The sequence below is a fragment of the Streptomyces sp. NPDC003379 genome (genome assembly GCF_053589195.1).
Genome location: NZ_JBSFRK010000015.1, coordinates 98,070 through 123,887, shown reverse-complemented (window position 1 = coordinate 123,887; position 25,818 = coordinate 98,070). Strand labels below are relative to the sequence as shown.

Genomic DNA, 25,818 nt, shown 5'->3' with positions numbered 1-25,818 from the left:
CCCGATCCGGGTGGCCCGCTCTCATCTGCTGTGGAGCTAAGGAGAATTGAACTCCTGACCTCCTGCATGCCATGCAGGCGCTCTACCAACTGAGCTATAGCCCCTTGCTGTGTCCGCCCGGTTTCCCCGGCGGCTCCGCCAACATTACACGGTCCTACCCGTGCTCCACCAAATCGATTCCCTTCTGGGCCGATACCACCTGATAAGGCCGGTACTGTCAGCCTCCGTGACCGTGATCGCGTCCGCCGCCACCCGCCGCCACGCGCCCCTGGCCGCCGGCGCCTGCCTGCTCTCCTTCACGGCCTTCTGGCTCGCCCAGCGCGCCGCCGACGTCTCGATGATCGACCTGATGGTCTACCGGGCCGAGGGCGAGACCGTACGCGCGGGCGGCGACCTCTACGCACTGCGCACCACCGAAGCCCACCTGCCGACGACCTACCCGCCGTTCGCCGCTCTCCTGTTCACGCCGCTGACGCTCCTGGACACGTCGGACATGCGCACCCTCGCGACGCTGGGGAACCTGCTCCTCCTGGTGGTGTTCGTGGCCCTCTCCCTGCGGTTCGTCGGCGAGGCCCGGCACGCGCGCGTGGAGGAGAAGAGTGCGCGCGCGGAGAGCGCCCTGTGGGTGTCCGCGCTCGCCGTCTGGTGCGAGCCGGTGTGGACGACGCTGCGCTACGGGCAGATCAACCTGCTGCTCGCCGTCCTCGTCCTGTGGGACCTGTCCCGGCGCCCCGGCCACCGCTGGGCGGGCCTGGGCATCGGCATCGCCGCGGCGATCAAGCTGACGCCCGCGCTCTTCACCGTCCTCCTGCTGCTGACCGGGGCCGCCGAGGCCCTGCGACGCGGTGTGTGGCGGCCCGCCGTGCGGCACGCGTGCGTGGCGGCCGTCTCGTTCGCCGGTGCGACGCTCCTCGCCGCCGCCGTCCTGCCCTACGACTCGTGGCGGTTCTGGACCCGGATGGTCTTCGAGGCGGGCCGGGTCGGCCTGGCGGAGGACACCGCGAACCAGTCGCTGCGCGGTGTCCTCGCCCGCCTCCTGCATACCGCGGAGCCCGGCGCCTGGTGGGCGGTGGCAGCGGCGGCGTCCTGCGCGCTCGGCCTCGCGGTCGCGGTGGCCGCCGCGCTGCGCGGGGACCGGGCCTGGGCCGCGCTGTGCTGCGCGGCGACGGCACTCCTGGTGAGCCCGGTGTCGTGGTCGCACCACTGGGTGTGGTGCGTGCCGATGGTGCTGCTCCTGGGGGCCGAGGCGGCTCACCGGGGCGGCCGGGCCCGGTGGGCGGCCACCGGAGCCGCGTCCCTGGTCTTCTGCTCGTACGCCCTGTGGTGGGTGCCGCATGGGGTGGGACGGCTGGAACTCAGCCAGAATTATGGCCAGATGACGCTGTCCGCCCTCTACGTAGTGACCGCTTTCGGTTTCCTGCTGGCAGGAGTCATGCGGTGGCGAACGAGTAGAACCGCTTGAGGGTGCAGTGCTCGTCGAGCAGTCGGCCGTAGATCGGCTCCCCTTCGAGCTCGCGATAAGTCTCGATGGGGTCGCCTTTTATGATCAGTGCCCTCGCGCATTCCTCGCACCAGTACTGGTACTCGTTGTTGACCGGCTCCATGTCGCGGACGATCGGTGTGCCACTGCCGCACCAGTCGCATTTCCGCCTGTGTGCACCCATCGATCAGCTCCAGCTGTGGCCGCAGGCGGTGCAGACGTAACTGACTCCGCCGTTGTCACCGAGAACTTGGGCGACGTGGGCAGAGCCGCAGGAAGGGCACTTGAGGAGCGTGCGGAGCGCGGCACATTCTCGTATCGCCGCCGCGTCGAAGAGGCGGTCGACCTCTTCGAGGATGCTCGCAGGCATCACGCTCTCCCTCCCGTCGGGCTGCGTCCCCTTCCGGCCGTCCGATTCTGCCACGGTCTGAGCGGGCCGGTCAGCGACGCATTCGTACCAGTCCGGACACGGCGGCGAGTGCGGCCACGGCAGCGAGCGCATAGCAGCACACCAGGAGCGCGTCCCCGGATGAATACGCCCCGGAGCCCCCTCCCGACTCAAGCCGGTTCAAGAAGAGCGCCCCGAAGCAGGCGACTCCGGTCAGCTGGCCGATCTGGGTGACCGTGGCGAGAAGACCGCTGGCGTCCGCCGCGTCCTCGGCGCGCACCGCGGCGAGCGCCCGCGTGAGCGTCGGACTGAAGCCCAGGGAGAGCCCCGCGCCCACGCCGACGAAGGCCACGTACAGCCAGATCCCGCCGTCGCCACCGTCGCGCAGCAGCAGCCCCACGGCGGCCGTCGACACCGCGCTCAACGCGAACCCGCCGGGGATCAGCGCTCGTTGCATCGCCTGTGGCCAGCCGCGCCAGGTGAGGCCGACCAGGCCGAAGACCACGGCCGTCGGCGCGAAGGTGAGACCGGCGCGCAGCGCGCTGTAGCCGAGGCCGCCCTGGACGTGCAGCGTGAGCGCGAACAGGAAGCCGGCGTTGACGGCCATCACGGCGGTGACCCGGAGGACCGCGAGGCCCATGCCCGGCGTCCGCAGCACCCGTGGCGCGATCAGCGGCGCGCCGCCCCGCCGGGCGAGCCGGGACTCGTACACGCAGAACAGCGTGAAGAGGCACACGGCGACGGCCAGCGACAGCCAGGACCACAGCGGCCAGCCCTCCTGCTGCCCGAGCACGAGCGGCACGGTGAACAAGGACACAGCGGCGGCAAGCAGCACGGACCCCACCACGTCGAGCCCGCGCGCCCGCGCCGCCGCCCGCCCCGCGTCGTCGTCGCGCGGCAGCACGCGCACGGCGAGGACGAGCAGGGCCACGCCGACCGGCACGTTCACCAGGAACACCGGGCGCCAGCCGGTGCCGAACAGATCGGCGCTGACGAGGACCCCGCCGAGCACCTGCCCGGCGGCGGCGCCGGTCGCCAGGACCGCCGAGTACGCGCCGAGCGCCTTCACCCGCGCCTCGCCCGCGAAGTTGCGCTGGATCAGGCTGAGCACCTGCGGGATGAGGACGGCGGACCCCGCGCCCTGCAGCAGCCGGAAGGCGATCAACTCCCCCGTGCCCCGGGCGAGTCCACAGGCGAGCGAGGCCACCGTGAAGACCGCGAGGCCCGCGAGGTACACGCGGCGGTGCCCGAGGAGGTCGCCGAGCCGCGCGCCGGTGATCAGGAGCACGGCGTACGTGATGGTGTAGCCGGCGATGACCAGCTGCAACCCGGCGCCCGACGCGTGCAGTTCGGTGCGGATGGTGGGCGCCGCGACATTGACGATGAAGACGTCGAGCAGCGCCATGAACTGGGCGGCCAGCACGACCGCGAGCAGCCGTCCACGGCGATTGTCAGTGCCGGGGGCTTTACTGGTGGTGGGAGTTGGACCCGCGGGGGCGGGTGAGGTGGTCGTCGTCATGCCATCGAGCGTGCGGGCGGCCGGGTACGGGTAACGAGAGCCCGCTGATGCTGGTACTGACAGCACCTGGCAGCGGTCGGGGAGGACGCGGACGATGGGGGACGTGACGACGATGACGGGGATCCGAGGACGGACACGGGAGCGGACGCAGCCGACCGCGGCCCAACAGCCGCACCCGAAGCGGACGCCTGCTGCAACGACCGCGACGGCCGCCGTCCAGCGGCGGCGGCCCGAGCTCGCCGCCTTTCTGCGCAGCCGCAGGGCCCGCGTGACACCGGCCGACGTGGGCATGGCCCCGGGTCTGCGCCGCCGCACTCCGGGGCTGCGTCGCGAGGAGGTCGCGCAGCTCTCCGGAGTCGGCGTGACCTGGTACACGTGGCTCGAAAGGTACACCCCTTGGGACACGCAGTAGCAGACAGCCGTCTGGGCAGCGGTGAGCCCCGCCCATGCGCCAGGGATGAGCGCACGAACGGGGCCCTGAGAGCGGCGTCAGACCGGCCAAGAGTCGGCCGGATCATCGAGCCATGCGCTTTGCCCTTCCGCTGTCACGGTGAGCCCGAAGCGTTCGAACCCCGGCTTTCTTTTCTCCACCCACCAGCGGTATGCCGCTTCGGTGTCCTCCCAGAGTCGGCGGGGACCGGATTGCCATACCTGCGCTTCGTCGCCGTCGCGGAACACCACGCATGCCCATGACCGGTCCGTGAGTCCGTAGAACCAGACGGGCCGCTTACCGTCGTCGTCCTTGTCGGCCACGACGTGGACGCAGTCCGGAAGCTTGAGCCCCACGGCGAACCGCTGGGGACTGAATCGCTCCCCCATGAATTGCTCCTCCGTAATCGTGGTGGTCGACTTGTCACGGTCGACCACGCTGCCACTGACGTACTCGGAGTGGACGACTTGCGACAGACGTTGGGCTCGCGCCTTCATGAACGCCACCGGCCCCGTGAACTGCCCTGTAGCGCTCTCTCTGTCGTCAGCGACAATCAGCCGGACTACGGCGTCATCGTGGTCGTAGTGCGTCCCCCAGGGGGCCACGATGACCGCCCCGGGTCGGCATTGCTCAACCCATGCGAACGGAATGCTTCGGAAGCCGCACGTTGCAATGATCCGGTCGTACGGTCCCCCCTCCGGGTAACCCTCAGCTCCGTCGCGATTGATGACCCGTACAGCAAGCCCGTAGAGATTGAGCGCCGTACGGGCCTGTGCCGCAACGCCGGGATCAAGCTCTACCGTGACGACATTTCCAGGGCCCAATCGGTGGGCCAGCAATGCGGCGTTCCATCCGGTGCCCGTGCCGATTTCCAAGACGCGGTTGCCGGGGCTCACGTCAAGGTCAATGAGCATCCGGAATACGACGGACGGCATAGAGGCCGACGATGTTGCCACCTTCCCCGGGTCGTTACCGGTGTGCTTTCCGTCATCCCATTGCGTCACAACGGGAACGTCAGACTCTGTGTACCCGTGCCAGCGGTCCGGCTCTTGCGACCGCGAGACGGGAAAGGCTTGTCCCGTCTTCATGTCGAAAGGCCACATGAGATCAGGCAGGAACGAGCTACGCGGAACGGCGGTGAAGGCGGGAATCCACTCCGACGGGAGCACACCCCCGGACATGAGGGCACGCCCCAGCTTGTGACGGCTGGGGCGCTCCTGGTGTGCATTGTTGGTCACAGGGTCATTCCCTTGGGCGGGTTGGGGACGCCGGGGCCACCGTCCGGGGTGGGCGGGGGTGGCGGGGGTGCGGGTTCGCCGGGCAATCCGTCTCCGCCGTTGGCCTCATAAATAGTGATCATTGGGGTCTCCTTCTCTACTCGGGGGCCATTCCTCGGGCCACCATGAGCGCCACAGCGACGACCCATGCGAGCCACGCGAGAACGGCCACGAACCGGCTCACTCGGGAGTTAGGGCCACGGGCGCAGCCGTCCACTCGCAGCCCCCGCCCTCGGGACGGACGAACGCCGTGGTTTTCGGGTGGCGGTTGTCCGGCGCCTCATGTGGATCGGACCAGCCGGGGATGATCTCTTGGAGGATGCCGACGCGGCGGCCATCCGTGACGCGCTTGCCGATGTGTTCCGTGGTGACCATCACGACCACTCCTTGGCCAGCGCGGCGCACACATCGCAACCGGCGGCGGGGGTCGCTCCGATCTCGGGGAGCCGGGTCGAGACGCTTTCCGCTGATGTTGCCGACAAGTTCGCCACCCTCTCTCGCTCGTCCGGAAGATCGTCCCGCTCTGTGCATGTCCGGACTAGCGGCCACCTGTAGGCCAACTGTCGGCCAGACTTGGCGCATGAGGAGCAGCGTTGGGGTCAACATCAAGCGAGAGCGAGAACGCCTCGGATGGAGCCAAGCGCGCCTAGCGCGGGAGGTCTGCCGGGCCGCTGGCGTTCAAGGTGACCCGGTCGGCCGCCAAGAGGTCAGCCGGTGGGAGACAGGGAAGCGCACGCCGCGCGAATGGCTGCCATTCCTCGCTAGGGCCCTCGGAGTTCCCGTAGACGCGCTGAGGGCGCCAAAGAAGCCTGCCGAGCCACCGTTGCCGACGCTTGCCGACTTCCTGCCCGACGATGACCCGCTAGCACCGCTCAGCGCCCGTACAGGACGCCGCATCGGTGTTGGGCAGGTGGCCGACCTACAGAAGCGCGTTCACGGGCTCAGGCTTGCCGACGACGTGTTAGCCGGTGGCGACCTAATCCGCCCAGCGCTCCGGGAACTTCGTTCCGCTGTGAAGCTGCACCGGGAAGGCGCGTACACGGGTGAAGTCGGGCGTCAACTCCTATGCCAAATCGGCGAGTTAGCGCAGATCGTGGCTTGGATTGCGAGCGATGCCGGGCAGCACGACGAAGCGGAGCGCATTTATCGGCTGGGGCTCAGCGCCGCGCGGCAGGCTGAGGATCACACACTTGCCGGGAATCTCGCCGGATCACTCGCCTATCAAATGAGCAACACAGGGAGGGAATCCGAAGGTCTCACGCTCGCCCAGGCGGCATTCAACGACGCACAGGCAGAAGCCCCCCCGAAAGCGCGCGCCCTATACCTGGACCGTGTGGCATGGGCGCACACGAAAGCCGGAGGGACCGAGAACGGACAATGGGCCATGCGTGCACTGGGGAAAGCCTCAGAAGCGCTCAGCGAAGACGGTGAAGGAACCGAGTCACCTGCCTACCTGTATTGGGTGGACGATGGCGAACTCCGTGTCATGGAATCCCGCGTTTACACGGAACTTCACCGGCCGTTGCGCGCTGTACCTCTGCTCCGGGAAGTGCTCAGCGGGTACGACGCAACTCACACCCGAGAAATGGCGCTGTACCTTTCTTGGCTCGCCGTCGCCCTTGCCGACGCCAACGAACCAGAAGAAGCGGCGGCAGTGGCGGAACGCGTGATCAGCATTTCCGCCGACGTTGCTTCGGAGCGCACAGCGGATCGGATGCGCGTGGTGCTCACCCGGTTGAGCGCCTTTGCCGACGTGCCGGAAGTCGCTTCCCTGTTGGCAGACAACGCTACCTGAACGCACAGAGGCCCCGTAGACGTCCCGGATCACCTCCAGGCGTCTACGGGGTCTCGTGTCACCTTGGACGCCTAGAAGACGTCCGGATCGCTCACAGCGTTGAATACGTCGGCACCCGTCGGCACCCGTCCCGTATCACGTGCGAAGGCCAAATGGAACGTCGGGAAGAACGGGTGCGCATCAGCCTCAGCGTGAGAGAGCGAAGCGCGCACGATTCGGTTAGCAAGCTCCGCCGTCGTCGCCTTCAGGATCACAGCTTCGTCCCTTTGTCGTCCGTGTTCTTCAGCAGTGACGCAATGAGTGCATCAAGGTCGTCACCCTCTCTGTCGGCGGGCTTCGCGGCGTACCCCAGGGCGCTGAACCATTGGCCGACGAAACGCGATAGCGGGTGCGCAACATCGGATTCTCCACGCCGTCCGGGAACAACAAGCCCGTCGGCCATAATTCGCGCGATAGCGGCCTGGTAGAGCTTCCTGAGTGCCTCTCTGTCGTCGACCGACATCGGAGCCCCCGGCGTGGCCACCAGGGGTATACGTGACGACTCAGCGGCCTTACGAGTCCGGTACGCGTTATCACGGCATGGGCGGCTGCAATACTCGGCGTGGCTCCTGCTTGCTGTGAATACCGTTCCGCAGACGGCACATTCTTTCGTCATGGTTCCTTCCTCCGCCCCAAGAAAGGGGATGCACGTAGCGTGAGTTTCCCGAGCTGGGACCGGGATCGCTGAGCGGTATTGCCGTGAACTTTCGACCCGCATACGCCCTACTGGAGGGCGCGTTGATGACGCAGATGAAGGCACTGTGCCGATTCAGCACAGTGCTAGTGCGGGCGGCATCGCTTGCACTCAATGACCCAGCAATCCGCGCGCTCTTCCCGCCGCGCATCTTCGGGCAAGCGCTCTTTGAGCCGGTAGCCGATCCGCTGGCATGAGCGGCAGCGCACGGGAACGCGTGGCCTGTCATCTCCGCTGGGCACTGCCCGACCATCGGGGCGCATCCATGCCGGACGCATCCACGAGGGCCAGTCGCTCAACTCCTCAGCCGTGCCAGGAATCTCCCGCACCTTGAACGCAAGGAGTGTCCGGCCGTCCCTGAGCTTGTGTGCAGCCGCCCTCTTCCGGGCCCACCCCTTCGCGGTGAGGTACCCCCCTATGTCGTCGGGGCACTGAACGCACATACCCGCCCCCAGAGGTACGCGGTCAATGCGCACCCCCGAGAGCAGTTCAATGAACATGCGAGTCAAACCACTTCGGCAAGCTCAGCGGAGAGAAGCCAATCAGCCTCACTCTGCGGAACGTCGTACGTCTCGCCGTTCTGAAGGACGTGAGAAGGGATGCCGTCATTGGTCGGGCCAAAGCTCATGTACCCCGTCATGCGAAGGGTCACGGTCGGCTCATCAGTGTTGAAGAAAGACATGGTGGATAACTCCTCTTAGGCGGCGGTTACGGTGATCTTGCAAACGGCGGCAGCGTTCGGAACAGCGATAGCGGCGCGGGCAATGGCGCGCACAGCAGTACCGTCCTTCAGGAATCCGAACTGGTCCGAGACCTGAAAGCCAGCATCCTTGCGCCACACGGCCCAGATCTGGTCCGCCTCATAGGCGAGAACATCAGTGTCCGGCATGAACGAAGAGATCCACACGGGAACGCCCAGGATCGCGCGCTGAATGCCAGCGGTAGGCGAACCAGCCGACTCGCTCAGAAGAGGCTTCAGCGAACCCGATGTTTCCCGCAGCGCCATAAGTCCGGCCCATGTGGTCGGGTGCATTACAACGGCCGTAGCCTTCGAGTTGACCGCTTCGAGCTTCCCGAACGCGGCAACGAATGCGTCCAGGTCCTTGAATCCGCCCTTGGCTTCGTGGGTCTGGATACCAGGCGTGTTCGCGATGCCCACGAAGCCCTTGTTGGCTCCCGTGCCAATCAGCGCCTCACGGTCGAACCCCAGGGAGACCGACCGCATAAGCGACTTGGCCACCGGGTCCATGAATGCCGAACCCCCGTCCTCCACAAGCTCATTGGCGAGCATGTCAGCGGCGGCAATCTTCTTCGGTGTCACCTTCAGCGGCTCAGCGCCGAAACCGCCCGTCGGCAGGTCGTCCAGCTCACCCACGAAACCGGCCGCGAAGTCCGAACGGATCACGGGAAACGAGTAGGTCTCAGCGTTCGTCTGCACCCGGTTCACGCCGGACGCCATGACAACCGACTGAGGGGCGAGAAGGTCAACGAACTTCTTCGCCATCTCCTCTGGGCTGAACGCCTTACCCGTGCCCGTCGTGATGACGCCACGGGAGATTTCCACAGAGCGCTTCAGAAGCTCACCAGGAATGACCCCAGCACCCGCACTCTGCCCCAACGGGAAGCCGCGCGTGGTCCCCATCTGCTGAAGCGGGGAGTTCACCCGCATGGCCATTTCCTCAGCGGCAGACGCGGAAATGTGCCGCTTGGCTGTGTCGTCGTGCTCCTTGATCTGATCCAGGAGGCTGGACTCCTCCTTGCGCTCAGCAGCGGAAAGCGAACGCTTCCCGATCTTCTCGGAAAATGTGCGGAGCTTGTCGGAAACGGCCTGCCGCTTCTCCATCGCGACCCGCGCAATCTCGGCATGACTCAAAGAACCCACCCCATGGTGTGATGGCAGAAAAAAGGCCGGAACCTGAATAGTTAGGTCCGGCTGGCTGCGAACTAGCGGGGACTTTGGAATGTCCCCTCACCTGTATTAGTAAGTGTCTACGCGGCGTCACTCGTGGCGCGGTTCTTCGCCGCCCATTCGCGCTTGCGCTGCCGGGTACGCTCCGCCTTGCATTCGTCCGAGCACATCAGCGGCCAACGGCGCTTCTGCCCCTCCGGGCGCTTCTCCTCATAGGTCGTGCCGCATACCTGGCATTCACCCGTGAATACCTTTACGCCGTCCACCACGCGGATAGCGCCGCCCTTAGTCACCCATGACATGGGACGGGCCTCACGACGACGAATGATCTGACGGGACCGGAGCACGTCATTACGTAGCGCGGGCGGGAACTCCCACAGAGGTCGGAACGGATCGGCTATCAGTCGGTACCCGCCACGGGCGAACCCAGCGCGCACGTGCACCTGGCCGTTCTCCCCGGACATGAAGCGGGCGGTATCCCACTCCATCCAAGCCCGCCGAACCTCCGGGGCAACGTGCTCCGTCAGTTCGTCGGGAGTGTCGATGAGCGCGTCAATCTCGGTTTCAGTCACACCAGTTGGGTTGTAGTACACGGGGTCTCTCCGGTCTTAGGCATGAAAAATCCCCGGTTCAGTGAAGCCGGGGCAGTGACTCACGTGAGTCGGTGATCAGCGAGGTAGACGGACCCGAAACCCCCAGGGGCCACGCGCACCCATCGGGCCGAATCGGCCATCCCGCCCGAACAGTTGACGAGCCAGCAACAGAAAAGCGCGTTCGCCAACCACGGCGTTCGGGCAGTCACGCCGGAACGCAGCTATCAAGTCACGACGAGAAACGAATGACGCTGCCGACTGATCACACAGCGAGAGCCAGCGTTCAGGCGTCATCGCGGACTCACGCCGGAACGCCGACTCGCCCGACAAGACCTCTTTCAAGTCCCGTGTCACAGGGCCGGACGCGTACCGCACTTCACGGGCCATGCGCTGCCACGTGGGATACATGCGACGGGACTGCACCGGCTCTTTCCCCTCTTCGGCAATGCCGAACTCTCCGGGACCATCCGCATGCATCTCAAGCGTGTTTAGGAACGACGACATGTGAACCCGCCAAAGGGCAGGGTCAAGCGGTGCGTAAGGCGCTTTCCCGTCCACCCAGCAACGCGAGGCGGGGCACCATAGAACAGGCGGACTCAAGTAGCGCCTGCCAGCGTCCCCGATCAGTTCGGCCCACTCGCCCACGCTGGAACTTTTCAAGTTGTCCACAACCGGCCTCTCAGGTCTGTTCGCCCCGCTGTCTCGCAAGGCACGTTCAAGGACTTCGCAAAACCTGAGCAAGAAACACACAGCTCTATTCCCGCTGTAAGCAGTGGTTTTGCAAGTTGAGCAAGTTACGTAGATGTAGATGTCCCCAGGGAGACCATGACTCCGAGGAGAACCGCCGTTTCACCACTCGTCACCACCGGAGCCCAGGGGCTGCCTGCGGGCACGAGAGAGCCCCGCTGGTCACCGGGGACCAACGGGGCCGCACGGAATGCTGGACGGGCCTATGCAGCCGTCTCGTACTCGGCGTCGCCCTCACTCGTCACGGGCTCCCAGTCGATGGTCACGCGTCCGCCAGGGCGCCCGGCAGGGTGGACGGTTACCTTGCACTGGTGGTTGGTGAGCATCCTTCGCCGCTGGTCCTCCGTGGCCTGATCCCACGCCTCCCACAGCAGCGTGTTCGTCAGCGTCCATGTCTCGGTGACCTCCGGGTCGTGCTCCGCGCTCAGACGGGCGTGTGTGGCCTTGAGGTCTGACACCAGGGCGCGGAGGTCTGCCGCGTCGTCGGCGTCCATGAGGAGGAGGTTCGCGTTCCCGCGCCGGATCTTCGCGTCCAGGTCGGAAAGCTCCCCGCTGTGATCAGTGCCGCCGGTGTAGGTGACTTCGTACAGCGGCGTGTCCCCGTGCTCCTTGCGGAAGTCCTCAAACACCAGCGGCTCTATCAGGTGCGCCATGATCGAACCGTGCCCGCAGGAACCCTTGTAGAGCGGCTTCTTACGGCTGGACTGCCCGCCGTTCCACTTCGCGCCGCACGCGCAGACCACCATGCCCGCAAGCCACGGGGCATCGCTGCGTTCCGCCCGCTTCCCGGCCTCAAGCTCCTTCAATCGGTCCCGAACCCGCTTGGCCGTCGCGGCGTCGATAACCTCCGGCCCGAACTGCACCGGGGTTACCCCATCGGCTTCGGTGACAAGCTCCCCGTCGTGCTCACGCCACCCGCGCAGCATCACGCCGCGAAGGAGCTTGCGCCACTGCGCACGACCGATGGGCAGTGCCCGCGCGGTCCCGGCCAGCGTCGCCCCCTTGCCGCCCTCAAGGAGCTTGGCTATCTGCTCACGCACCAGGGTGAACGCGTCGGCATCTTCGGCCAAGTACGCCTTGCCGCCCCGGCGTTCGACCTTGTACGGGTACGGTGCCTTGCCGGAGATCCAGCGGCCTTGAGTCCGGCGCTCTTCGTGGGCGGCTTCGCTGCGGTCCGTGATGATGCCCAGTTCCCATTCCGCCACAGCCGCGATGATCGTTGCGATCAGCCGCCCCGTGCCGGACTTGTCGGCGGAGTCCAACAGGCTGTCCGACGTGACCAGCCGTACGCCGTTCTCGTCGGCCCAGTCCAAGAGCTTCTGAAACTCACGGACGGAGCGCGCGAACCGGTCCAGCTTCCACGCGATGACCACCTTCGGGCGGTCCGCCATGATCCGGACCATGCCCTTCTTGCGAGCCTCAAGAGCCGACCCGCCCGATACGCCGTCGTCCACATAGGCCTTCGCCACGGCGGCGGCAATGGTGTCCTCATCGAAACCCAGTGCCTCCGCCTTCAGACGGCAGGCGCGAAGCTGGACGTCCAGAGACGACGACTCATCGGAAGAACGGGACAGGCGGAGGCTGAAAGCAAGCTCAGCGCGGGCAGGAACAACGGTATCGGGGGTCATGCCTCCCCGTGAGCGGGTGGATTGCCTGATCACCACGGGCGGCATGTCCCCAGCACGAGACATGAGCGCCCCGGCACGGGCAAGGGTCTGCATACCTCCCTTCAAGGGAGTCGGTTGCCTGGCGTCGCTGACCAGCGAAGATGCGGCAGTGTTCGGCTTCATGCCAACGCTAGAGCGCAAGGGATTCTCCAGGGACCTGCCCCGGGCACTACAGGCGGTGTGACGCCGGTCATGTCCCAGGGGGTGAACAGTTCCCTTGAGCAGGGCCGCCCGATCAACGCCTCGCCCCAGGTCCTGGACGCCGTGGCCCGCACCCTGCGCCTGGACCGGCCGGAGCGCGAGCATCTGTACCACCTGGCAGAGGTGCCGTACGCCCCCGCCCGCGAGGCCGCGGCGGGCGCGGTGGGCCCGGAGATCCAGGGCATCATCGACGCCGTGGACCCGCACCCCGCGGTGGTCTACAACGCGCGGTACGACATCCTCGCCACGAACCCCGCCTACCGTGACCTCTTCCTCATCGCGCAGTCGCCCGCGACGCGGCCACCCCCGACGCAGCCGCCCACGACCGGCGTCGCGAACGTGCTGTGGTCGCTGTTCACCGTGCCCGCGCAGGAGTGCCCGCTGGTCTTCCGCGACTCGGAGCTGCCGGTGATGGTGGCGACCCTGCGCAGTGCGTACGGCCGGCATGTGGGCGAGCCCGAATGGGAGGGCTTCATACACGGGCTGTCCGCCACGAGCCCGCACTTCGCGAAGCTCTGGGACAGCGGCGACGTCCTGCCGCCAGGACCGCGGGTGAAGACGTTCCGGCACAAGGCGATCGGCGAGCTGCGCATGACGTCGGTCTCCCTGAGCATCAACGGCATGCCCGAGTCCCGGATCGTCGTCTACACCCCGGACGACGAGGAGAGCAGACGGCACACGGCCGAGCTGCGGGCGCGACGGCTCAGGACGGAGGCGGGAGCGGCGGCCGGGGCGGCACCAGCACCTTCCGCTCCCTGAGGGGGACGGGGTTTCCGGGTTGCCGGGCCGGCGCGGCCTCCGCTTCCCAGAGTCCGGTGGTGCGTACGTAGCCGTAGATCACTGAAGTCATCGCCAGAAGGAGAAGTGGTCCGAATACCCACGGATGCTGGGCCATTTCCATCGGCAGATAGCGATAGGACACCAGGAGCGCGGCGAAGACCGTCGTGCCGTAGCCGACCAGCTGGACCCCTGACCGATCCCAGCCGCGGTCGTACGCGCGCAGAGCCGCCTCGATCGTGAGCGCGAACACCACACCGGCGATGAGATCCACGCCGTAGTGATAACCGAATCCCAGCGTCGCGCCGAGCGTGGCCATCAGCCAGAACGCGCCCGCGCATCGCAGAATCAGTGGGCCCTTGCGGGAATGAATGAAGATCGCGGTGGCCCACGCCGTGTGCAGGCTTGGCACGCAGTTGCGCGGGGTGATCCCGTCGTACGGCACGGGGTGCGGGGTACTGATCGGCAGCGGCGTGTGCGGCCACAGGTTGGCCACCGCCCACTGCACGCCGCCGGTTCCGGAGGTGCCCGGCCCGTAGGCGAAGATCGGTCCGACCACCGGGAAGATCATGTAGATGCCTGGTCCGAGGAGGCCGATGAGCAGGAAGGTGCGCACCAGGTGGTGGCGGGGGAAGCGGCGCTCGACGGCCACGTCGCGCAGTTGGTAGAGCGCGACGACGATCGCGGCCACCGCGAGCTGGGCGTACACCCAGTCGAGAAGATGGGTGCCGACCGGGCCGGTGGCGTGGAGTATCCGGCCCGCCAGCCACGACGGGTTGCCGAGCGCGTGGTCGGCGATCGCCACATAGGGGTCGAGCACGGTCGGGTGGGTCTTCGCCGTGATGAGCAGCCAGGTGTCGCCGGTCTTGCGGCCGGCCACCAGCAGCAGGCCGAGGCCGACGCCCTTCAGCAGCAGGCCTCGTTCCGGGCCGGTGCGGCGTGTGAGGGCGATGACCCCGCAGCCCAGCATCACCCACAGCGCACCGTTGCCGAAGTAGTGGTCCTCGGGCGTCTCGGCGCCGACCGCCCACCGCACCAACACGAAGACGACGTCGATGCCGATCGCGGCACCGGCCGCGATGAACCGCTCCCGCCAGGTGAGCACCACCATCATCAGCGCCATACCGCCGTACAGCGGCCCCGGCTTGGGAGGGAACAGCACCTCTCGCGCCTGGTTGGTGATCGGCCCCGGCTGACCGGCGTAATGACGCGCGGCGATCTCCAGCGCGACGAGGAATCCGAGCGCCACCGCACCCGCCGTGACCCACAGGATCACCCGTGGTTCACGCCACGCGCCGAAGGCGAGAGCGAAGGCGGACTTGATCCTGCGGTGTATTCGCGGAAACACCCGCGGTGTTATGGGTATCAATTGTCTGACCGATTTGTTAGGCGAGATCCAGTTGGGTCACCCCGGAAACTGCAAGATCCCGCCCGATCGAAACGATCGGACGGGATCTCTGGGACGATCCTGAGCGGACTCAAGAACGTCACTGCTGTGGAGCTAAGGAGAATTGAACTCCTGACCTCCTGCATGCCATGCAGGCGCTCTACCAACTGAGCTATAGCCCCTTGTGCCATGCGGCCGAGCCGCACGGTGTTTCGCCCCGCTGTGCGGGGCGAACAAGAAGAACTTTAGCCTGCGACCAGCCGGAATGTGAAATCCGGGTCCCGGCCGCCCCCCGGAGCTTCCCGGGGGCGCTCAGTCGTCGTCGCCGAGCACCGGCTCCGGCAGCGTGCCGGCGTTGTGCTCCAGCAGGCGCCAGCCCCGCGCGCCCTGGCCGAGGACCGACCAGCAGCAGTTGGAGAGACCGCCGAGCCCCTCCCAGTGGTGGGATTCCAGACCGAGGAGACGACCGATCGTGGTGCGGATGGTGCCGCCGTGGCTGACCACCACCAGCGTGCCGTTGTCGGGCAGCTTCTCTGCGTGGCGCAGGACGATGGGCGCGGCCCGGTCGGCGACCTCGGTCTCCAGCTCGCCGCCGCCGCGGCGCACCGACTCACCGCGCTTCCACGCCGTGTACTGGTCGCCGAAGCGGGAGATGATCTCGTCGTGCGTCAGGCCCTGCCACTCACCGGCGTACGTCTCCTGGAGGCCCTCCTCGTACGTGACGGGGAGGCCGGTGACGGCGGCCAGCTCGCCCGCCGTGGCCGCCGCCCGCTTGAGGTCGGAGGCGATGATCGCGTCCGGCTTCAAGGAGGCGAGCAGCCGGGCGGCGCGCCTGGCCTGGCCGATGCCCGTCCCGGTCAGCTCGATGTCCGTGGAACCCTGGAAGCGGCGCTCCAGATTCCAGGCCGTCTGGCCGTGCCGCCACAGGATGATCCGGCAGCCGCGGTTGTTCACCGAAGCTCACCGTCCAGGTCAGCCTCCTCCGCGGCCCGCTGATCGGCGTGCTCGGCGCCCTTGCCGCGGGTCGCCGTGGCGTCCTCGGGCAGCGCGATCTCGGGGCAGTCCTTCCAGAGGCGCTCAAGAGCGTAGAAGACCCGCTCCTCGCTGTGCTGGACGTGCACCACGATGTCCACGTAGTCGAGGAGGATCCAGCGGGCGTCGCGGTCCCCCTCGCGGCGGACCGGCTTGGTGCCCAGCTGCTTGTTCAGCTGCTCCTCGATCTCGTCGACGATCGACTTGACCTGGCGGTCGTTGGGCGCGGAGGCGAGCAGGAAGGCGTCGGTGATCGACAGCACGTCGCTGACGTCGTACGCGATGATGTCGTGCGCGAGCTTGTCGGCAGCCGCCTGGGCGGCGACGTTGATGAGCTCGATGGAGCGGTCCGTGGCGGTCACTGGTGAGCTTTCCTTCAGATGGTCAAGACACCTCAAGGGTCTCACGGACCGCCGTCCACACCCCAGACGATTACGTCACCGCCTCCGCCGGCCCCCGTCTCACCCCGTCCTGTAGTCCTGGCCGAGGACCACGGACACGTCTGCGTTGGGTGCCGTCCTGCCCTCGCGGACCGCGCTCGTCGGCAGGCCGAGGGTCTTGGCGACCTCGGTGGCCTGCGTCTTCCTCGCCTCGTCGGCGTAGGTGACCTGCGAGGTGGGCCGGGCCGCCGATACCGCGCCGCTGTCGACGAAGGTGTAGCCGCCGTTGACCAGCGAGACCCGGGCGTCCTGTACCGCGTCCTTCGCCCCGGAGGCGTTCTTGACGCCGACCCGTACGGCCGCGCCCTTCTCCGGGCTCTTCACCACACCGCCGAGGACGTCCTTGACCACGCTGTCGCCGGCCTTCTGGGTCAGCGTGCCGTCCGGGCGCACCGGCAGCAGCGTCGTCTCGTAGTCGCCGCCCTTCGCGCGGTCGGCGAGCTTGGCGAGGAAGGCGCCGAGGTCCTTCTCCTTCAGCGAGGGGTCGAGGATCTGGGCGAGCGACTCCACGGTGGTCGTGGCCGCCTTCGGGTCCGAGGAGAGCTTGCGCAAAATGCCCTGCATGACCTGGCCGAAGCGGTCCAGCTGAGCACTCTCGCTCTCGCCGGCCGCGCGGTAGGTGGCGTACGCGACGGCCATCGCGCCGCTCAGCGTCTGCTGCTCGCCCTTCTTCACCAGGGGCGCTTCGCCCTTCGCGGCCTTCGGGTCGGGCACGTCGGCGTCCGTGTCGATGTCGATGTTGCCGACGAGCTCGACGAGGTTGTTCAGGTACGGGGTGTCCAGGCGCCAGGTGCCCTCGACCTCGGTGCCGAGGACGGTGTCGATCGACTCCCGGGTGCCGGTCGAGCCGTCGTCGTCGACGGACTTGCCGAGCGTCGTCGCGCTGCCCTCGTCGTCCGACACGGCGAGGGAGTTGGGCAGCAGGACGGTGGCGCCCCGCTCCGTGGTGGTGTTGTTGACCAGGAGCGCGGTGGAGGTGCCGCCGCCCTTGGTGTTGTGCAGATGGACGACGATCACGTCGCGCTTCTGCGGTCCGGCCGCGTCGGCGGCGCCGCCCTTGCCGTCCGACTGGCCCGGCAGCTTGCCCGCGAACCACAGATAGCCGACACCGCCCGCGATCACCAGCGCGAGGACCACGACGAGCGCGACGACACGGGAACGCCCGCGCCGCTTGGCCTCCTCGCGCCGCTCGGTGCGGCTCTCGGTGAACTTCAGCCAGTCGATGACGTCTTCGGAGTCCTCGTCCGGCTCCTCGATGAAGGAGAACTGCTCGGTCTTGTACTCGGGCTGCGGATCGGGTTCCCGATCCGGTTCCGGCTCAAGGGGCTGGGCTTGCTGCTGCTGAGGGACCCAGGCGGTCTCGGTGCCGTAGGAGGTGGCTGCCGGGGCAGCGCTGTACGAGGATCGCGAGTCGTACGAACCGTACGAGCCATGCGCGCCCGCACCGGCCCCCGTGCCGTAAGCACCGGCCTCGTAGCCCTGCTGCTGCCCGCCGGCGTACGGGTCGTACCCGTACCCCTGAGCCTGCTGAGGCTGCTGGGCCTGCTGGGCCTGCTGCTGAGGCACCTGCGGCTGCACCTGCTGGTACACCGGCCGCCCGTACTCGTCGTACCCGACGACCTGGTACTGGTCGGCGGCGTACTCACCCACGTACTCGCCCGCATAAGGGTCGTACTGTCGGTCGTTCACCGGTGCCCCTCTCGGCTCATTCGCCGCGGTACAGCTCGCGCTTGTCGATATAACGCACCACGCCGTCCGGCACCAGGTACCAGACAGGATCGCCCTTGGCGACCCGCGCGCGGCAGTCCGTGGACGAGATGGCCAGGGCCGGGACCTCCACCAGGGAGACGCCGCCCTTGGGGAGTCCGGGATCGGTCAGGGTGTGGCCGGGCCGGGTGACCCCGATGAAGTGCGCGAGGGAGAACAGCTCTTCCGTGTCCCGCCAGGTGAGGATCTGGCCGAGGGCGTCGGCGCCCGTGATGAAGAAGAGGTCCGTGTCGGGGTTGAGGACGCGCAGATCGCGCAGCGTGTCCGTGGTGTACGTCGCTCCGCCGCGGTCGATGTCGATGCGGCTCACCGAGAACTGCGGGTTCTCGGCGGTCGCGATGACCGTCATCAGATAGCGGTCCTCGGCCGGGGACACCCGCTTGTCGCTCTTCTGCCACGGCTGCCCGGTCGGCACGAACACCACCTCGTCGAGGTGGAATTGCGCGGCGACCTCACTGGCCGCCACGAGGTGTCCGTGGTGGATCGGGTCGAACGTTCCGCCCATGACACCGAGGCGGCGCTTGCCGTTGCTCGCCGGACCGGTCCCCGGACCGGTAGGCATGTCCTGCTCTCCCATGCGTGCAGACCCTACCGGCCCGGTCGGCGGGCTCCGTTTCGGCGGTCCCCGCAAGGACCCCCGGGGGCGCTCAGCGGTCGCGGTTGAAGCGCGTGGTGATCCAGAGGAGCAGCAGAAGGGCGAGGAACGCGCCGCCGCCGGTCAGGAGGGGGCTGAGGCTTTCGTGGTCGCCGCCGTGCTCGCCGCCCTCGGAGGCGAGAGTGACCAGCTGGGCGGCGGTGCTGTGGAGGCTCATCTCAGGCAGGACCTATCCGGGGGTGGGATGGACATAGGGACTTCCGGCCCATCGTAAGCGGGGGCCCGGCTCCGGCTCACGTCGACTCAGCTCTTGGTGTCCTCATCGCCACCACGCCGGCCCTCGTCGGGGCCCTGATGGCTCACGTCGCGGCCCTGCTGGCCCGCGTCGCCGTCCCGCCGGTACCCGCGCAGCAGGAACCAGCCCACCAGCACGCATCCGACGACCATGACGATCAGCACGATCCGCAGCAGATTGCCCGGCCCTTGCTGCTGCGCGGCCCGGGCCGCCTCCGTGAGCCAGACGGCCCCAGGGTTGTGCTCCATGACGGAAGACTCCTTCTGTGTGCTGCCCTGTCACGGTATCTCCGCCTAGGCTGGACTCCACCTCGGGGGCACAAGAGGACGAGACATGGGGGAATCGGCATGACGGACGGCAACCACCACAGCGGCGGCGGGGACGGCGGCGCGAACGGCGACGGCCACGGCGCGGGCCACGAGCATGTGCCGAGCCGACAGCGCAGGCGCTTCCCCGGCATCTCCTCGCGTGCCTACGAGCATCCGGCCGACCGCTCGGCCCTGGTGGCCCTGCGCAGGCTCACCGGATTCGACACGGTCTTCAAGGCGCTCAGCGGCCTGCTGCCCGAGCGCAGCCTGCGGCTGCTCTTCCTGTCCGACTCCGTACGGGTCTCCGACGCGCAGTTCGCGCACCTCAACACCATGCTGCTCGACGCCTGTTACATCCTGGACCTGGAGAAGGTCCCGCCGATGTACGTCAACCAGGACCCGAATCCGAACGCCATGTGCATCGGCCTGGACGAGCCGATCATCGTCGTGACCACGGGCCTGGTCGAGCTGCTCGACGAGGAGGAGATGCGGGCGGTCGTCGGCCACGAGGTGGGCCACGCGCTCTCCGGCCACTCCGTCTACCGCACGATCCTGCTCTTCCTCACCAACCTCGCGCTGAAGGTCGCGTGGATCCCGCTGGGCAATGTCGCGATCATGGCGATCGTGACGGCGCTGCGCGAGTGGTTCCGCAAGTCGGAGCTGTCCGCGGACCGCGCCGGCCTCCTGGTCGGCCAGGACATCAAGGCCTCCATGCGGGGCCTGATGAAGCTCGCGGGCGGCAACCACCTGCACGAGATGAACGTGGACGCGTTCCTGGAGCAGGCCGAGGAGTACGAGGCCGGGGGCGACCTGCGCGACTCGGTCCTGAAGATCCTGAACGTACTGCCGCGTACGCACCCCTTCGCCACCGTGCGCGCCGCCGAGCTGAAGAAGTGGGCGGAGTCCCGCGACTTCCAGCGGATCATGGACGGTCACTACCCGCGCCGCGACGAGGACAGGGACGCCTCGGTCTCCGACTCCTTCCGGCAGTCGGCTTCCTCGTACGCGGACGACGTACGCAACAGCAAGGACCCGCTGATGAAGCTGGTCAGCGACATCGCGGGCGGCGCGGGCGACCTGGGCGGCAAGCTGCGCGGGAAGTTCACGGGGCAGGGCGGTCAGGGCGGTCAGGGCGGGCAGGACAGCGGCGGCCCCTCGGACGGCAAGTAGCCGTCAGGACCGCGGGTCGCAAGACCTCAGGACGGAGACAGCGAAGGCTGGGCGGAAGCCGCCAGCGAGCCGCACAGCGCCGTCACCTTCCCCGTCGCGTACGGGTCGGTGCCGGCCGGGCCGCCCGCCTTCGCCCGCTGCCCCGCGAGCAGCGGCCGCAGATGGTTCGCCGATTTGGCGGCGCAGGTGAGCGGCCCCGCCTGGGTGGTGGAGGAGATCAGCTCGGCGCGGTGCATCCGCAGGTCGTCGCGGTCGAAGCGGAAGTGCAGCTCGCGGCGGACGGTGAACAGGGACGCCTTCGCCTCGTCCCCGGATTCGGCCCCAGACCTGGATCCAGCCTCACCCCCGGCCCCGGCGCCGTCCTCGGCCGCGGGTCGCAGCGCGTATACGAACGTATGGTCCGAGGTCACCTCAAGCGTGTTCTTGTCCGTCTCGACGAGCCGCAGCGTGCCCTGGGTCCTGACCCTCTTGTCGGCGAGCGCGGTCTCCGTCGGGTCGAACCGCACCAGCCAGCCGGTGGGCGCGTGCCGCCCGTCGGCGGCCGGGTGCGCGAAGCTCCGGTCGAACTGGGTGTGCTGATCCGGATCGAGCAGCAGCCGTACGGAGCGCGGCGAGCCGCCGGTGAGCGTGTCCGGGTTGAGCGAGGACTCGACCAGGTAGTCCTTGGCGGCGGTCAGGGCGGCCGTCACCTGGCTGTCCGAGAAGTGCGCGGTGCGGCGCGCGCCGGGGAGGTTGATGCCGCCGGCGCCCATCCGGAACTGCGCGGCGGGGCTGCGCGCGTACAGATCGGCGACCCTCGTGGAGCCGGGCACGCGGCCCTGCGGGGCGAGCGGTACCACCGTCATCCGCAGTGGCTCGGGGCGCTTGGCCGTGGGGCTCTGGTAGGGGTGCCGGATGCCCATGAAGATCGCCGTACCGAACGCCAGAGCGATCAGTACGACGAGAAGTACGACCTGCCGGGACAGGCCGCGGTGGAGCGCGGGACGGCGGCGCACGGCGCGCGCGTGGTCGCCCATGCGCTCCTGCGCGGAGAACTCCTGGAGACGGGCAGCCCGCACGAACGACTCGTCGAAGACAACGGATCGGTACTCGTCCTCACCACCGCTGGGAGCGCCCTCGGGTGTCCCCGCGGGTGGGTCTCCTGGCCCGCCCATACTTTCAGAGTAGGTCTCCGGGCCGTCAGGTAAACGCCCTGGTACGGGACAACTTCTGACGGCTCCTCACGGCGTGCGCGGCTCCGCGGGCACGGCCGACCGGCCGAATTCGGCGGACGCCGAGGGGCTGGACGAGACCTCCTTGTCGGCGCTCTGGCCCACTTCGGTGGAGGCGGGCGCGGGCACGCGGTCCTGGCGGCCCGAGGAGGCTCCCCGGTAGACAGCGGTGAAGGCGAGGGCGACCATGCCGATGCCCATCAGGAGGGCGAGCATCCAGGCGACGGGGCGGTGCCAGCGGGCGGGGCCGGGGTGGCGGCCCGGGCTGCCGTACCGTCCGTAGCGCCCGTCCGAGGGGTCGTGTTCGTAGGCCTCGTCGAACTCGTCGTCGTGGCCGAATTCGCCGCCGTCGTCGGGGCCGAAGCCGTCGTCGTAGAAGTCGTCGTCCGCCGTGTCTCCGCTCGCGCCGCGGGTGCGGGCCCGGCGGGCCTCGGCCTCGGAGGCGTCCGCGCGCGCCTGGGCGGCGGCCAACAGCCGCTCCACGGCGGACGGTTCGTGTATTTCGGCGGCCCGTACGAAGTCCTCGTCGAAGACCACGGAGGCGAACTCTTCGTCCGCACCCCCGCGGTCGTGGTCGTCGTCGGGCTCCCAGCCGTCAGGGAACGACGGCGTGCCCCCCACGTCCTCCGGCACCCTCCCAGCGTAGCCCTGGGAGGGGCAATTTGGGCAGACCGCAGGGCAATTCGGCGGACGCGGCCGTCACCGCACGTGGCCGTCGCCCGTCACGATGTACTTGGTCGAAGTCAGCTCGGGCAGGCCCATCGGGCCTCGCGCGTGGAGCTTCTGCGTGGAGATGCCGATCTCGGCGCCGAAGCCGAACTGTCCGCCGTCGGTGAAGCGCGTCGAGGCGTTGACGGCGACCGTCGTGGAGTCGACGAGCTGCGTGAAGCGGCGCGCCGCCTGCTGCGAGGTGGTGACGATGGCCTCCGTGTGCCCGGAGGTCCACAGCCGGATGTGCTCGACGGCCTGCTCCAGGGTGTCGACGACGGCGGCCGCGATGTCGTACGAGAGGTACTCGGTCTCCCAGTCCTCGGTCGTCGCGGCCACGACGGTGGCCTTCGTCCCGTCGGCGTACGTGAGGACGCGCTCGTCGGCGTGGACGGTGACGCCCGCCTCGGCGAGGGCGTCGAGCGCGCGCGGCAGGAACACGTCGGCGATGTCCCTATGCACGAGCAGCGTCTCGGCGGCGTTGCAGACGCTGGGGCGCTGCGCCTTGGAGTTGATCAGGATGTCGACGGCCATGTCGATGTCGGCCGCGGCGTCCACGTAGACGTGGCAGTTGCCGGTGCCGGTCTCGATGACCGGAACGATGGACTCCTCGACGACGGTCTTGATCAGCGAGGCGCCGCCGCGCGGGATGAGCACGTCGACGAGGCCGCGGGCGCGCATCAACTCCCGTACGGAGTCGCGACTTTCGCCCGGGACGAGCTGGACGGCGTCCGCGGGGAGACCCGCGCCGTGCACCGCGTCACGCAGGACGCGCACGAGCGCCGTGTTCGATTCGTACGCCGATGACGAGCCCCGCAGGAGCACGGCGTTGCCGGACTTCAGGCAGAGGGCGGCCGCGTCCACGGTGACGTTCGGGCGGGCTTCGTAGATGATCCCGACGACGCCGAGGGGGACGCGGACCTGGCGCAGGTCGATGCCGTTGGGGAGCGTGGAACCACGGACGACCTCGCCGACCGGGTCGGGCAGGGCGGCCACGTCACGCACGTCGGCGGCGATGGCGCGCACCCGCTCGGGGGTGAGGGTGAGCCGGTCGACGATTGACTCGCTGGTCCCGGCCTCGCGGGCGCGCGCGGTGTCCTTGGCGTTGGCCTCGACGACCTCGGCGGTCCGCACCTCCAGGGCGTCGGCGATCGCGAGCAGCGCGTCGTCCTTGGCGGCGCGCGGCAGCGGCGCGAGCGTGGCGGCGGCGCCGCGGGCGCGGTAGGCGGCCTGGGCGACCGGCGAGAGGTTGTCGTAGGGCGAGACGGGAGAGAGCGACGTCATGCCCGCAGCGTAATCCCCGCGGGCGGGGCGTCCACTCGGTATCCCAGTTGCCGAGACCGGGCGGGGACGGTGTGCGGCGGTGTGGGCGGCTCCGGGACGACGGCTTGAAACAGACGTTCCTCAGAACGGATGTACGCCCACCGGCGTAGCCGGCAGCGGCCCGTACCCCTCCGCAACCCGTTGGTGATAAGTGTCGCGGTCGATCACTTCGAGCCCCACGATCTCCCACGCGGGCAGCCGTGCGCTCTGCCGGTGCTCGCCCCAGAGCCGCAGCGCCACCGCCGCGGCGTCGTGCAGATCGCGGGCCTCTTCCCAGTAGCGGATCTCGGCGTGGTCCGGCGCGTACCGGCTGGTGAGCAGGAAGGGGTGGTCGTGGGCGAGCTGTTCGAGGCCACGCCTGAGCTCCTTGAGCGGGGCCTCGGCGCCCGAGACGCTCAGCGTGACGTGCCAGAGCCGGGGCGCCTCCACCGTCTCGACCTCCCCGCTCTCGTGCGCCTCCCCCTCGTGCCCGGCGTGCGCCTCGCTCTCGTACGCCTCGCCCGCGGCGACGCTCGTCAGCGCCCGCTCAGCCGAGCCGCGGGCCGCCGCCCCTGGGCGCACTCGTCTCACGACGGCCTCCTTTACGCAGTGTCGGTGCGGATACGCAACGGTCATGCGGAACTGTCTTCAACAAAGTTGAGCAGGCCAAGCGGTCCCGCGGGGCGGTTTTGGGGAGTTTCACCTCACGTGGACCGGGCGCCCGCCGCCGCCCGCGATCGTTTTCAGCCGGGGCGCGTGAGACGCGCGTGGGACGGACGGTCCGACACCACCTGCGGCTTTCGGAGCGCTATCCGTGGAGCGGGACGAGGTCGTCCCGGTGGACGACCTCACGCTCGTACGCAGGTCCGAGCTCGCGTGCGAGATCCCGCGTGGAGCGGCCGAGGAGCTGCGGGAGCTCCTTGGCGTCGAAGTTCACCAGGCCGCGCGCGACGGCCCGTCCCGCGGTGTCCCGCAGCTCGACGGGGTCGCCCGCGGTGAAGTCGCCCTCGACGGCGGCGATCCCCGCCGGCAGCAGCGACTTGCGCCCCTGGACGACCGCGCGCACCGCCCCGTCGTCGAGGACGAGCGCGCCCCGCGGCTCGGAGGCGTGCTGGAGCCACAGGAGGCGGTCGGCGGAGCGGCGCCCCGTGCGGTGGAAGTACGTGCCCGTGGCGCGGCCCGCGAGGGCGTCGCCGGCCTGGCTGGCGGAGGTCAGGACGACCGGGATGCCGGCGGCGGCGGCGATCCGCGCGGCCTCGACCTTGGTGACCATGCCGCCGGTGCCGACACCGGCCTTGCCCGCGCTGCCGATCTGCACGTGCGCTATATCGGCGGGCCCCGTCACCTCGGAGATCCTGGAGGTGCCGGGCTTCGCCGGGTCACCGTCGTACAGACCGTCCACGTCGGACAGGAGTACGAGGAGGTCGGCGTGGACGAGATGGGCGACGAGGGCGGCGAGCCGGTCGTTGTCGCCGAAGCGGATCTCGTCGGTCGCCACCGTGTCGTTCTCGTTCACCACGGGCAGCGCGCCCATGGCGAGCAGCTGGTCCAGGGTGCGGGAGGCGTTGCGGTGGTGGGCGCGGCGTGCCATGTCGTCGGAGGTGAGGAGCACCTGGCCGACGCGTACGCCGTAGCGCGCGAAGGAAGCGGTGTAGCGGGCCACGAGCAGGCCCTGGCCGACGCTGGCGGCGGCCTGCTGGCGGGCCAGGTCCTTGGGGCGCCGCACGAGGCCGAGCGGGGCGAGGCCCGCGGCGATGGCGCCGGAGGAGACGAGCACGATCTCGCGCTCGCCGCCGCCGCGGCTCTTGGCCAGCGCGTCCACGAGGGCGTCGACGCGGTCGGCGTCCAGGCCCCCCGACGCGGTGGTCAGGGACGAGGACCCGACCTTGACGACGACCCGCTTGGCCTCTGCCACCGACTGCCTTGCCGCCTGCCTTGCCGCTGTCACGCGCTTCCCCAAGTGATCCCGATGTTCCGGACCTGCAATCTACGCGAGTGCGTCCGCGGGGCGCCCGCGCGTTCCGAGGGGCGGACCCTGGCCTTCCGAGCGGCGGACCCGGAGCGCCCGACGGAGGGGCCGAGGGGAA

The 25,818-nt window shown here is 68.6% G+C and carries 28 protein-coding genes, 2 tRNA genes and 1 pseudogene; 6 read left to right on the top strand and 25 right to left on the bottom strand.

All coding sequences use genetic code 11. The features are described 5' to 3' along the window. Positions 1–31 precede the first annotated feature (31 nt). Positions 32–104, bottom strand: a tRNA-Ala gene (locus ACWDVB_RS17065). Positions 105–226: 122 nt separating this feature from the next. Here ACWDVB_RS17065 and ACWDVB_RS17060 point away from each other — a divergent pair. Next, positions 227–1,462 carry a glycosyltransferase 87 family protein gene (locus tag ACWDVB_RS17060; RefSeq protein WP_451513129.1) on the top strand — a complete coding sequence of 412 codons (1,236 nt, stop codon included), beginning with the start codon at positions 227–229 and terminating at the stop codon, positions 1,460–1,462. Here the strand turns inward: ACWDVB_RS17060 and ACWDVB_RS17055 are convergent. The 3 genes from ACWDVB_RS17055 to ACWDVB_RS17045 form a co-directional block, all read right to left on the bottom strand. Beyond that, the gene (locus ACWDVB_RS17055) at positions 1,431–1,664 is read right to left on the bottom strand and encodes a hypothetical protein (RefSeq protein WP_030783413.1); all 234 of its coding nucleotides are present in this window, start codon (positions 1,662–1,664) and stop codon (positions 1,431–1,433) included. The genes ACWDVB_RS17060 and ACWDVB_RS17055 overlap by 32 nt on opposite strands. Before the next feature lie 3 nt (positions 1,665–1,667). After that, positions 1,668–1,850, bottom strand: a complete 183-nt coding sequence (locus ACWDVB_RS17050) for a hypothetical protein (protein WP_451513130.1) — start codon at positions 1,848–1,850, stop codon at positions 1,668–1,670. Between the two features lie 70 nt (positions 1,851–1,920). Continuing rightward, positions 1,921–3,387, bottom strand: a complete 1,467-nt coding sequence (locus ACWDVB_RS17045) for an MFS transporter (protein WP_451513131.1) — start codon at positions 3,385–3,387, stop codon at positions 1,921–1,923. Between the two features lie 94 nt (positions 3,388–3,481). On the opposite strand from ACWDVB_RS17045, the pseudogene ACWDVB_RS17040 reads away from it, so the two are divergent. Continuing rightward, positions 3,482–3,784: pseudogene (locus ACWDVB_RS17040) on the top strand (hypothetical protein); the annotation flags it as partial. Between the two features lie 92 nt (positions 3,785–3,876). On the opposite strand, the gene ACWDVB_RS17035 reads toward ACWDVB_RS17040, so the two are convergent. The 3 genes from ACWDVB_RS17035 to ACWDVB_RS17025 form a co-directional block, all read right to left on the bottom strand. After that, positions 3,877–5,055, bottom strand: a complete 1,179-nt coding sequence (locus ACWDVB_RS17035) for a methyltransferase domain-containing protein (RefSeq protein ID WP_451513132.1) — start codon at positions 5,053–5,055, stop codon at positions 3,877–3,879. Continuing rightward, complete coding sequence (locus ACWDVB_RS17030; RefSeq protein WP_451513133.1) at positions 5,052–5,177, bottom strand: hypothetical protein; 126 nt, start codon at positions 5,175–5,177, stop codon at positions 5,052–5,054. The genes ACWDVB_RS17035 and ACWDVB_RS17030 overlap by 4 nt, the downstream gene beginning before the upstream one ends. Positions 5,178–5,274: 97 nt before the next feature. Beyond that, entirely contained in the window at positions 5,275–5,469 is a 195-nt protein-coding gene (locus ACWDVB_RS17025) for a hypothetical protein (RefSeq protein ID WP_451513134.1), read from the bottom strand. 154 nt (positions 5,470–5,623) lie between these two features. On the opposite strand from ACWDVB_RS17025, the gene ACWDVB_RS17020 reads away from it, so the two are divergent. Continuing rightward, on the top strand, positions 5,624–6,889 hold the full coding sequence (locus ACWDVB_RS17020; protein WP_451611967.1) for a helix-turn-helix transcriptional regulator: 1,266 nt from the start codon (positions 5,624–5,626) through the stop codon (positions 6,887–6,889). A gap of 250 nt (positions 6,890–7,139) precedes the next feature. Here the strand turns inward: ACWDVB_RS17020 and ACWDVB_RS17015 are convergent, their stop codons facing one another. Beyond that, positions 7,140–7,391 (bottom strand): hypothetical protein, encoded by a 252-nt coding sequence (locus tag ACWDVB_RS17015; RefSeq protein WP_451513136.1) that lies wholly within the window; start codon positions 7,389–7,391, stop codon positions 7,140–7,142. Between the two features lie 278 nt (positions 7,392–7,669). On the opposite strand from ACWDVB_RS17015, the gene ACWDVB_RS17010 reads away from it, so the two are divergent. Continuing rightward, entirely contained in the window at positions 7,670–7,819 is a 150-nt protein-coding gene (locus tag ACWDVB_RS17010) for a hypothetical protein (protein WP_451513137.1), read from the top strand. A gap of 308 nt (positions 7,820–8,127) precedes the next feature. Here ACWDVB_RS17010 and ACWDVB_RS17005 read toward each other — a convergent pair whose 3' ends face one another. The 4 genes from ACWDVB_RS17005 to ACWDVB_RS16990 form a co-directional block, all read right to left on the bottom strand. Next, positions 8,128–8,304, bottom strand: coding sequence for a hypothetical protein (locus tag ACWDVB_RS17005; protein WP_451513138.1), 177 nt, complete (start codon positions 8,302–8,304; stop codon positions 8,128–8,130). Positions 8,305–8,319: 15 nt separating this feature from the next. Continuing rightward, positions 8,320–9,495, bottom strand: coding sequence for a phage major capsid protein (locus ACWDVB_RS17000; RefSeq protein ID WP_451513139.1), 1,176 nt, complete (start codon positions 9,493–9,495; stop codon positions 8,320–8,322). A 116-nt stretch (positions 9,496–9,611) separates the two neighbouring features. Continuing rightward, positions 9,612–10,124 (bottom strand): hypothetical protein, encoded by a 513-nt coding sequence (locus ACWDVB_RS16995; RefSeq protein ID WP_451513140.1) that lies wholly within the window; start codon positions 10,122–10,124, stop codon positions 9,612–9,614. Between the two features lie 950 nt (positions 10,125–11,074). Beyond that, positions 11,075–12,499, bottom strand: a complete 1,425-nt coding sequence (locus tag ACWDVB_RS16990; protein WP_451513141.1) for a recombinase family protein — start codon at positions 12,497–12,499, stop codon at positions 11,075–11,077. Between the two features lie 243 nt (positions 12,500–12,742). Here ACWDVB_RS16990 and ACWDVB_RS16985 point away from each other — a divergent pair, with 243 nt between their 5' ends. Continuing rightward, positions 12,743–13,498 carry a helix-turn-helix transcriptional regulator gene (locus ACWDVB_RS16985; protein ID WP_451513142.1) on the top strand — a complete coding sequence of 252 codons (756 nt, stop codon included), beginning with the start codon at positions 12,743–12,745 and terminating at the stop codon, positions 13,496–13,498. Here the strand turns inward: ACWDVB_RS16985 and ACWDVB_RS16980 are convergent. The 8 genes from ACWDVB_RS16980 to ACWDVB_RS16945 form a co-directional block, all read right to left on the bottom strand. Further along, on the bottom strand, positions 13,443–14,789 hold the full coding sequence (locus ACWDVB_RS16980) for a phosphatase PAP2 family protein (RefSeq protein ID WP_451513226.1): 1,347 nt from the start codon (positions 14,787–14,789) through the stop codon (positions 13,443–13,445). The two genes, ACWDVB_RS16985 and ACWDVB_RS16980, sit on opposite strands and share 56 nt — an antisense overlap. A gap of 223 nt (positions 14,790–15,012) precedes the next feature. Then, positions 15,013–15,085, bottom strand: a tRNA-Ala gene (locus ACWDVB_RS16975). A gap of 130 nt (positions 15,086–15,215) precedes the next feature. Further along, the gene (locus tag ACWDVB_RS16970; protein ID WP_451513143.1) at positions 15,216–15,857 is read right to left on the bottom strand and encodes a histidine phosphatase family protein; all 642 of its coding nucleotides are present in this window, start codon (positions 15,855–15,857) and stop codon (positions 15,216–15,218) included. Continuing rightward, positions 15,854–16,297, bottom strand: coding sequence for a ribosome silencing factor (rsfS, locus tag ACWDVB_RS16965; protein WP_451513144.1), 444 nt, complete (start codon positions 16,295–16,297; stop codon positions 15,854–15,856). Before rsfS ends, ACWDVB_RS16970 begins: the two co-directional genes overlap by 4 nt. A gap of 99 nt (positions 16,298–16,396) precedes the next feature. Further along, on the bottom strand, positions 16,397–18,064 hold the full coding sequence (locus ACWDVB_RS16960) for an LCP family protein (RefSeq protein WP_451513145.1): 1,668 nt from the start codon (positions 18,062–18,064) through the stop codon (positions 16,397–16,399). Positions 18,065–18,080: 16 nt separating this feature from the next. Further along, on the bottom strand, positions 18,081–18,719 hold the full coding sequence (gene nadD / locus ACWDVB_RS16955) for a nicotinate-nucleotide adenylyltransferase (RefSeq protein ID WP_451513146.1): 639 nt from the start codon (positions 18,717–18,719) through the stop codon (positions 18,081–18,083). A 70-nt stretch (positions 18,720–18,789) separates the two neighbouring features. After that, the gene (locus ACWDVB_RS16950; protein WP_451513147.1) at positions 18,790–18,954 is read right to left on the bottom strand and encodes a hypothetical protein; all 165 of its coding nucleotides are present in this window, start codon (positions 18,952–18,954) and stop codon (positions 18,790–18,792) included. A gap of 86 nt (positions 18,955–19,040) precedes the next feature. After that, entirely contained in the window at positions 19,041–19,280 is a 240-nt protein-coding gene (locus tag ACWDVB_RS16945) for a hypothetical protein (protein ID WP_451513230.1), read from the bottom strand. Positions 19,281–19,379: 99 nt separating this feature from the next. Between ACWDVB_RS16945 and ACWDVB_RS16940 the strand changes: the two genes are divergently transcribed. Further along, positions 19,380–20,510, top strand: coding sequence for a M48 family metallopeptidase (locus tag ACWDVB_RS16940; RefSeq protein WP_451513148.1), 1,131 nt, complete (start codon positions 19,380–19,382; stop codon positions 20,508–20,510). 26 nt (positions 20,511–20,536) lie between these two features. On the opposite strand, the gene ACWDVB_RS16935 is transcribed toward ACWDVB_RS16940, so the two are convergent. The 5 genes from ACWDVB_RS16935 to proB form a co-directional block, all read right to left on the bottom strand. After that, complete coding sequence (locus ACWDVB_RS16935) at positions 20,537–21,664, bottom strand: SCO2583 family membrane protein (RefSeq protein ID WP_451513149.1); 1,128 nt, start codon at positions 21,662–21,664, stop codon at positions 20,537–20,539. A gap of 66 nt (positions 21,665–21,730) precedes the next feature. Continuing rightward, entirely contained in the window at positions 21,731–22,354 is a 624-nt protein-coding gene (locus tag ACWDVB_RS16930) for an SCO2584 family spore wall biosynthesis protein (RefSeq protein WP_451513150.1), read from the bottom strand. 66 nt (positions 22,355–22,420) lie between these two features. After that, entirely contained in the window at positions 22,421–23,713 is a 1,293-nt protein-coding gene (locus tag ACWDVB_RS16925; RefSeq protein WP_451513151.1) for a glutamate-5-semialdehyde dehydrogenase, read from the bottom strand. Between the two features lie 120 nt (positions 23,714–23,833). Next, the gene (locus ACWDVB_RS16920) at positions 23,834–24,313 is read right to left on the bottom strand and encodes a hypothetical protein (protein ID WP_451513227.1); all 480 of its coding nucleotides are present in this window, start codon (positions 24,311–24,313) and stop codon (positions 23,834–23,836) included. Between the two features lie 226 nt (positions 24,314–24,539). Next, positions 24,540–25,646 (bottom strand): glutamate 5-kinase, encoded by a 1,107-nt coding sequence (gene proB, locus ACWDVB_RS16915; RefSeq protein ID WP_451513152.1) that lies wholly within the window; start codon positions 25,644–25,646, stop codon positions 24,540–24,542. Between the last annotated feature and the right edge of the window lie 172 nt (positions 25,647–25,818).

Bases quoted from the DNA above. Each gene is read 5' to 3' on its own strand.
- ACWDVB_RS17055 (WP_030783413.1), bottom strand. From the start codon at position 1,664: ATGGGTGCACACAGGCGGAAATGCGACTGGTGCGGCAGTGGCACACCG.
- ACWDVB_RS17050 (WP_451513130.1), bottom strand. From the start codon at position 1,850: ATGCCTGCGAGCATCCTCGAAGAGGTCGACCGCCTCTTCGACGCGGCG.
- ACWDVB_RS17045 (WP_451513131.1), bottom strand. From the start codon at position 3,387: ATGACGACGACCACCTCACCCGCCCCCGCGGGTCCAACTCCCACCACC.
- ACWDVB_RS17030 (WP_451513133.1), bottom strand. From the start codon at position 5,177: ATGATCACTATTTATGAGGCCAACGGCGGAGACGGATTGCCCGGCGAA.
- ACWDVB_RS17025 (WP_451513134.1), bottom strand. From the start codon at position 5,469: ATGGTCACCACGGAACACATCGGCAAGCGCGTCACGGATGGCCGCCGC.
- ACWDVB_RS17020 (WP_451611967.1), top strand. From the start codon at position 5,624: ATGTCCGGACTAGCGGCCACCTGTAGGCCAACTGTCGGCCAGACTTGG.
- ACWDVB_RS17015 (WP_451513136.1), bottom strand. From the start codon at position 7,391: ATGTCGGTCGACGACAGAGAGGCACTCAGGAAGCTCTACCAGGCCGCT.
- ACWDVB_RS17010 (WP_451513137.1), top strand. From the start codon at position 7,670: ATGACGCAGATGAAGGCACTGTGCCGATTCAGCACAGTGCTAGTGCGG.
- ACWDVB_RS17005 (WP_451513138.1), bottom strand. From the start codon at position 8,304: ATGTCTTTCTTCAACACTGATGAGCCGACCGTGACCCTTCGCATGACG.
- ACWDVB_RS16990 (WP_451513141.1), bottom strand. From the start codon at position 12,499: ATGACCCCCGATACCGTTGTTCCTGCCCGCGCTGAGCTTGCTTTCAGC.
- nadD (WP_451513146.1), bottom strand. From the start codon at position 18,719: ATGGGAGAGCAGGACATGCCTACCGGTCCGGGGACCGGTCCGGCGAGC.
- ACWDVB_RS16950 (WP_451513147.1), bottom strand. From the start codon at position 18,954: ATGAGCCTCCACAGCACCGCCGCCCAGCTGGTCACTCTCGCCTCCGAG.
- ACWDVB_RS16945 (WP_451513230.1), bottom strand. From the start codon at position 19,280: ATGGAGCACAACCCTGGGGCCGTCTGGCTCACGGAGGCGGCCCGGGCC.
- ACWDVB_RS16940 (WP_451513148.1), top strand. From the start codon at position 19,380: ATGACGGACGGCAACCACCACAGCGGCGGCGGGGACGGCGGCGCGAAC.
- ACWDVB_RS16935 (WP_451513149.1), bottom strand. From the start codon at position 21,664: ATGGGCGGGCCAGGAGACCCACCCGCGGGGACACCCGAGGGCGCTCCC.
- ACWDVB_RS16925 (WP_451513151.1), bottom strand. From the start codon at position 23,713: ATGACGTCGCTCTCTCCCGTCTCGCCCTACGACAACCTCTCGCCGGTC.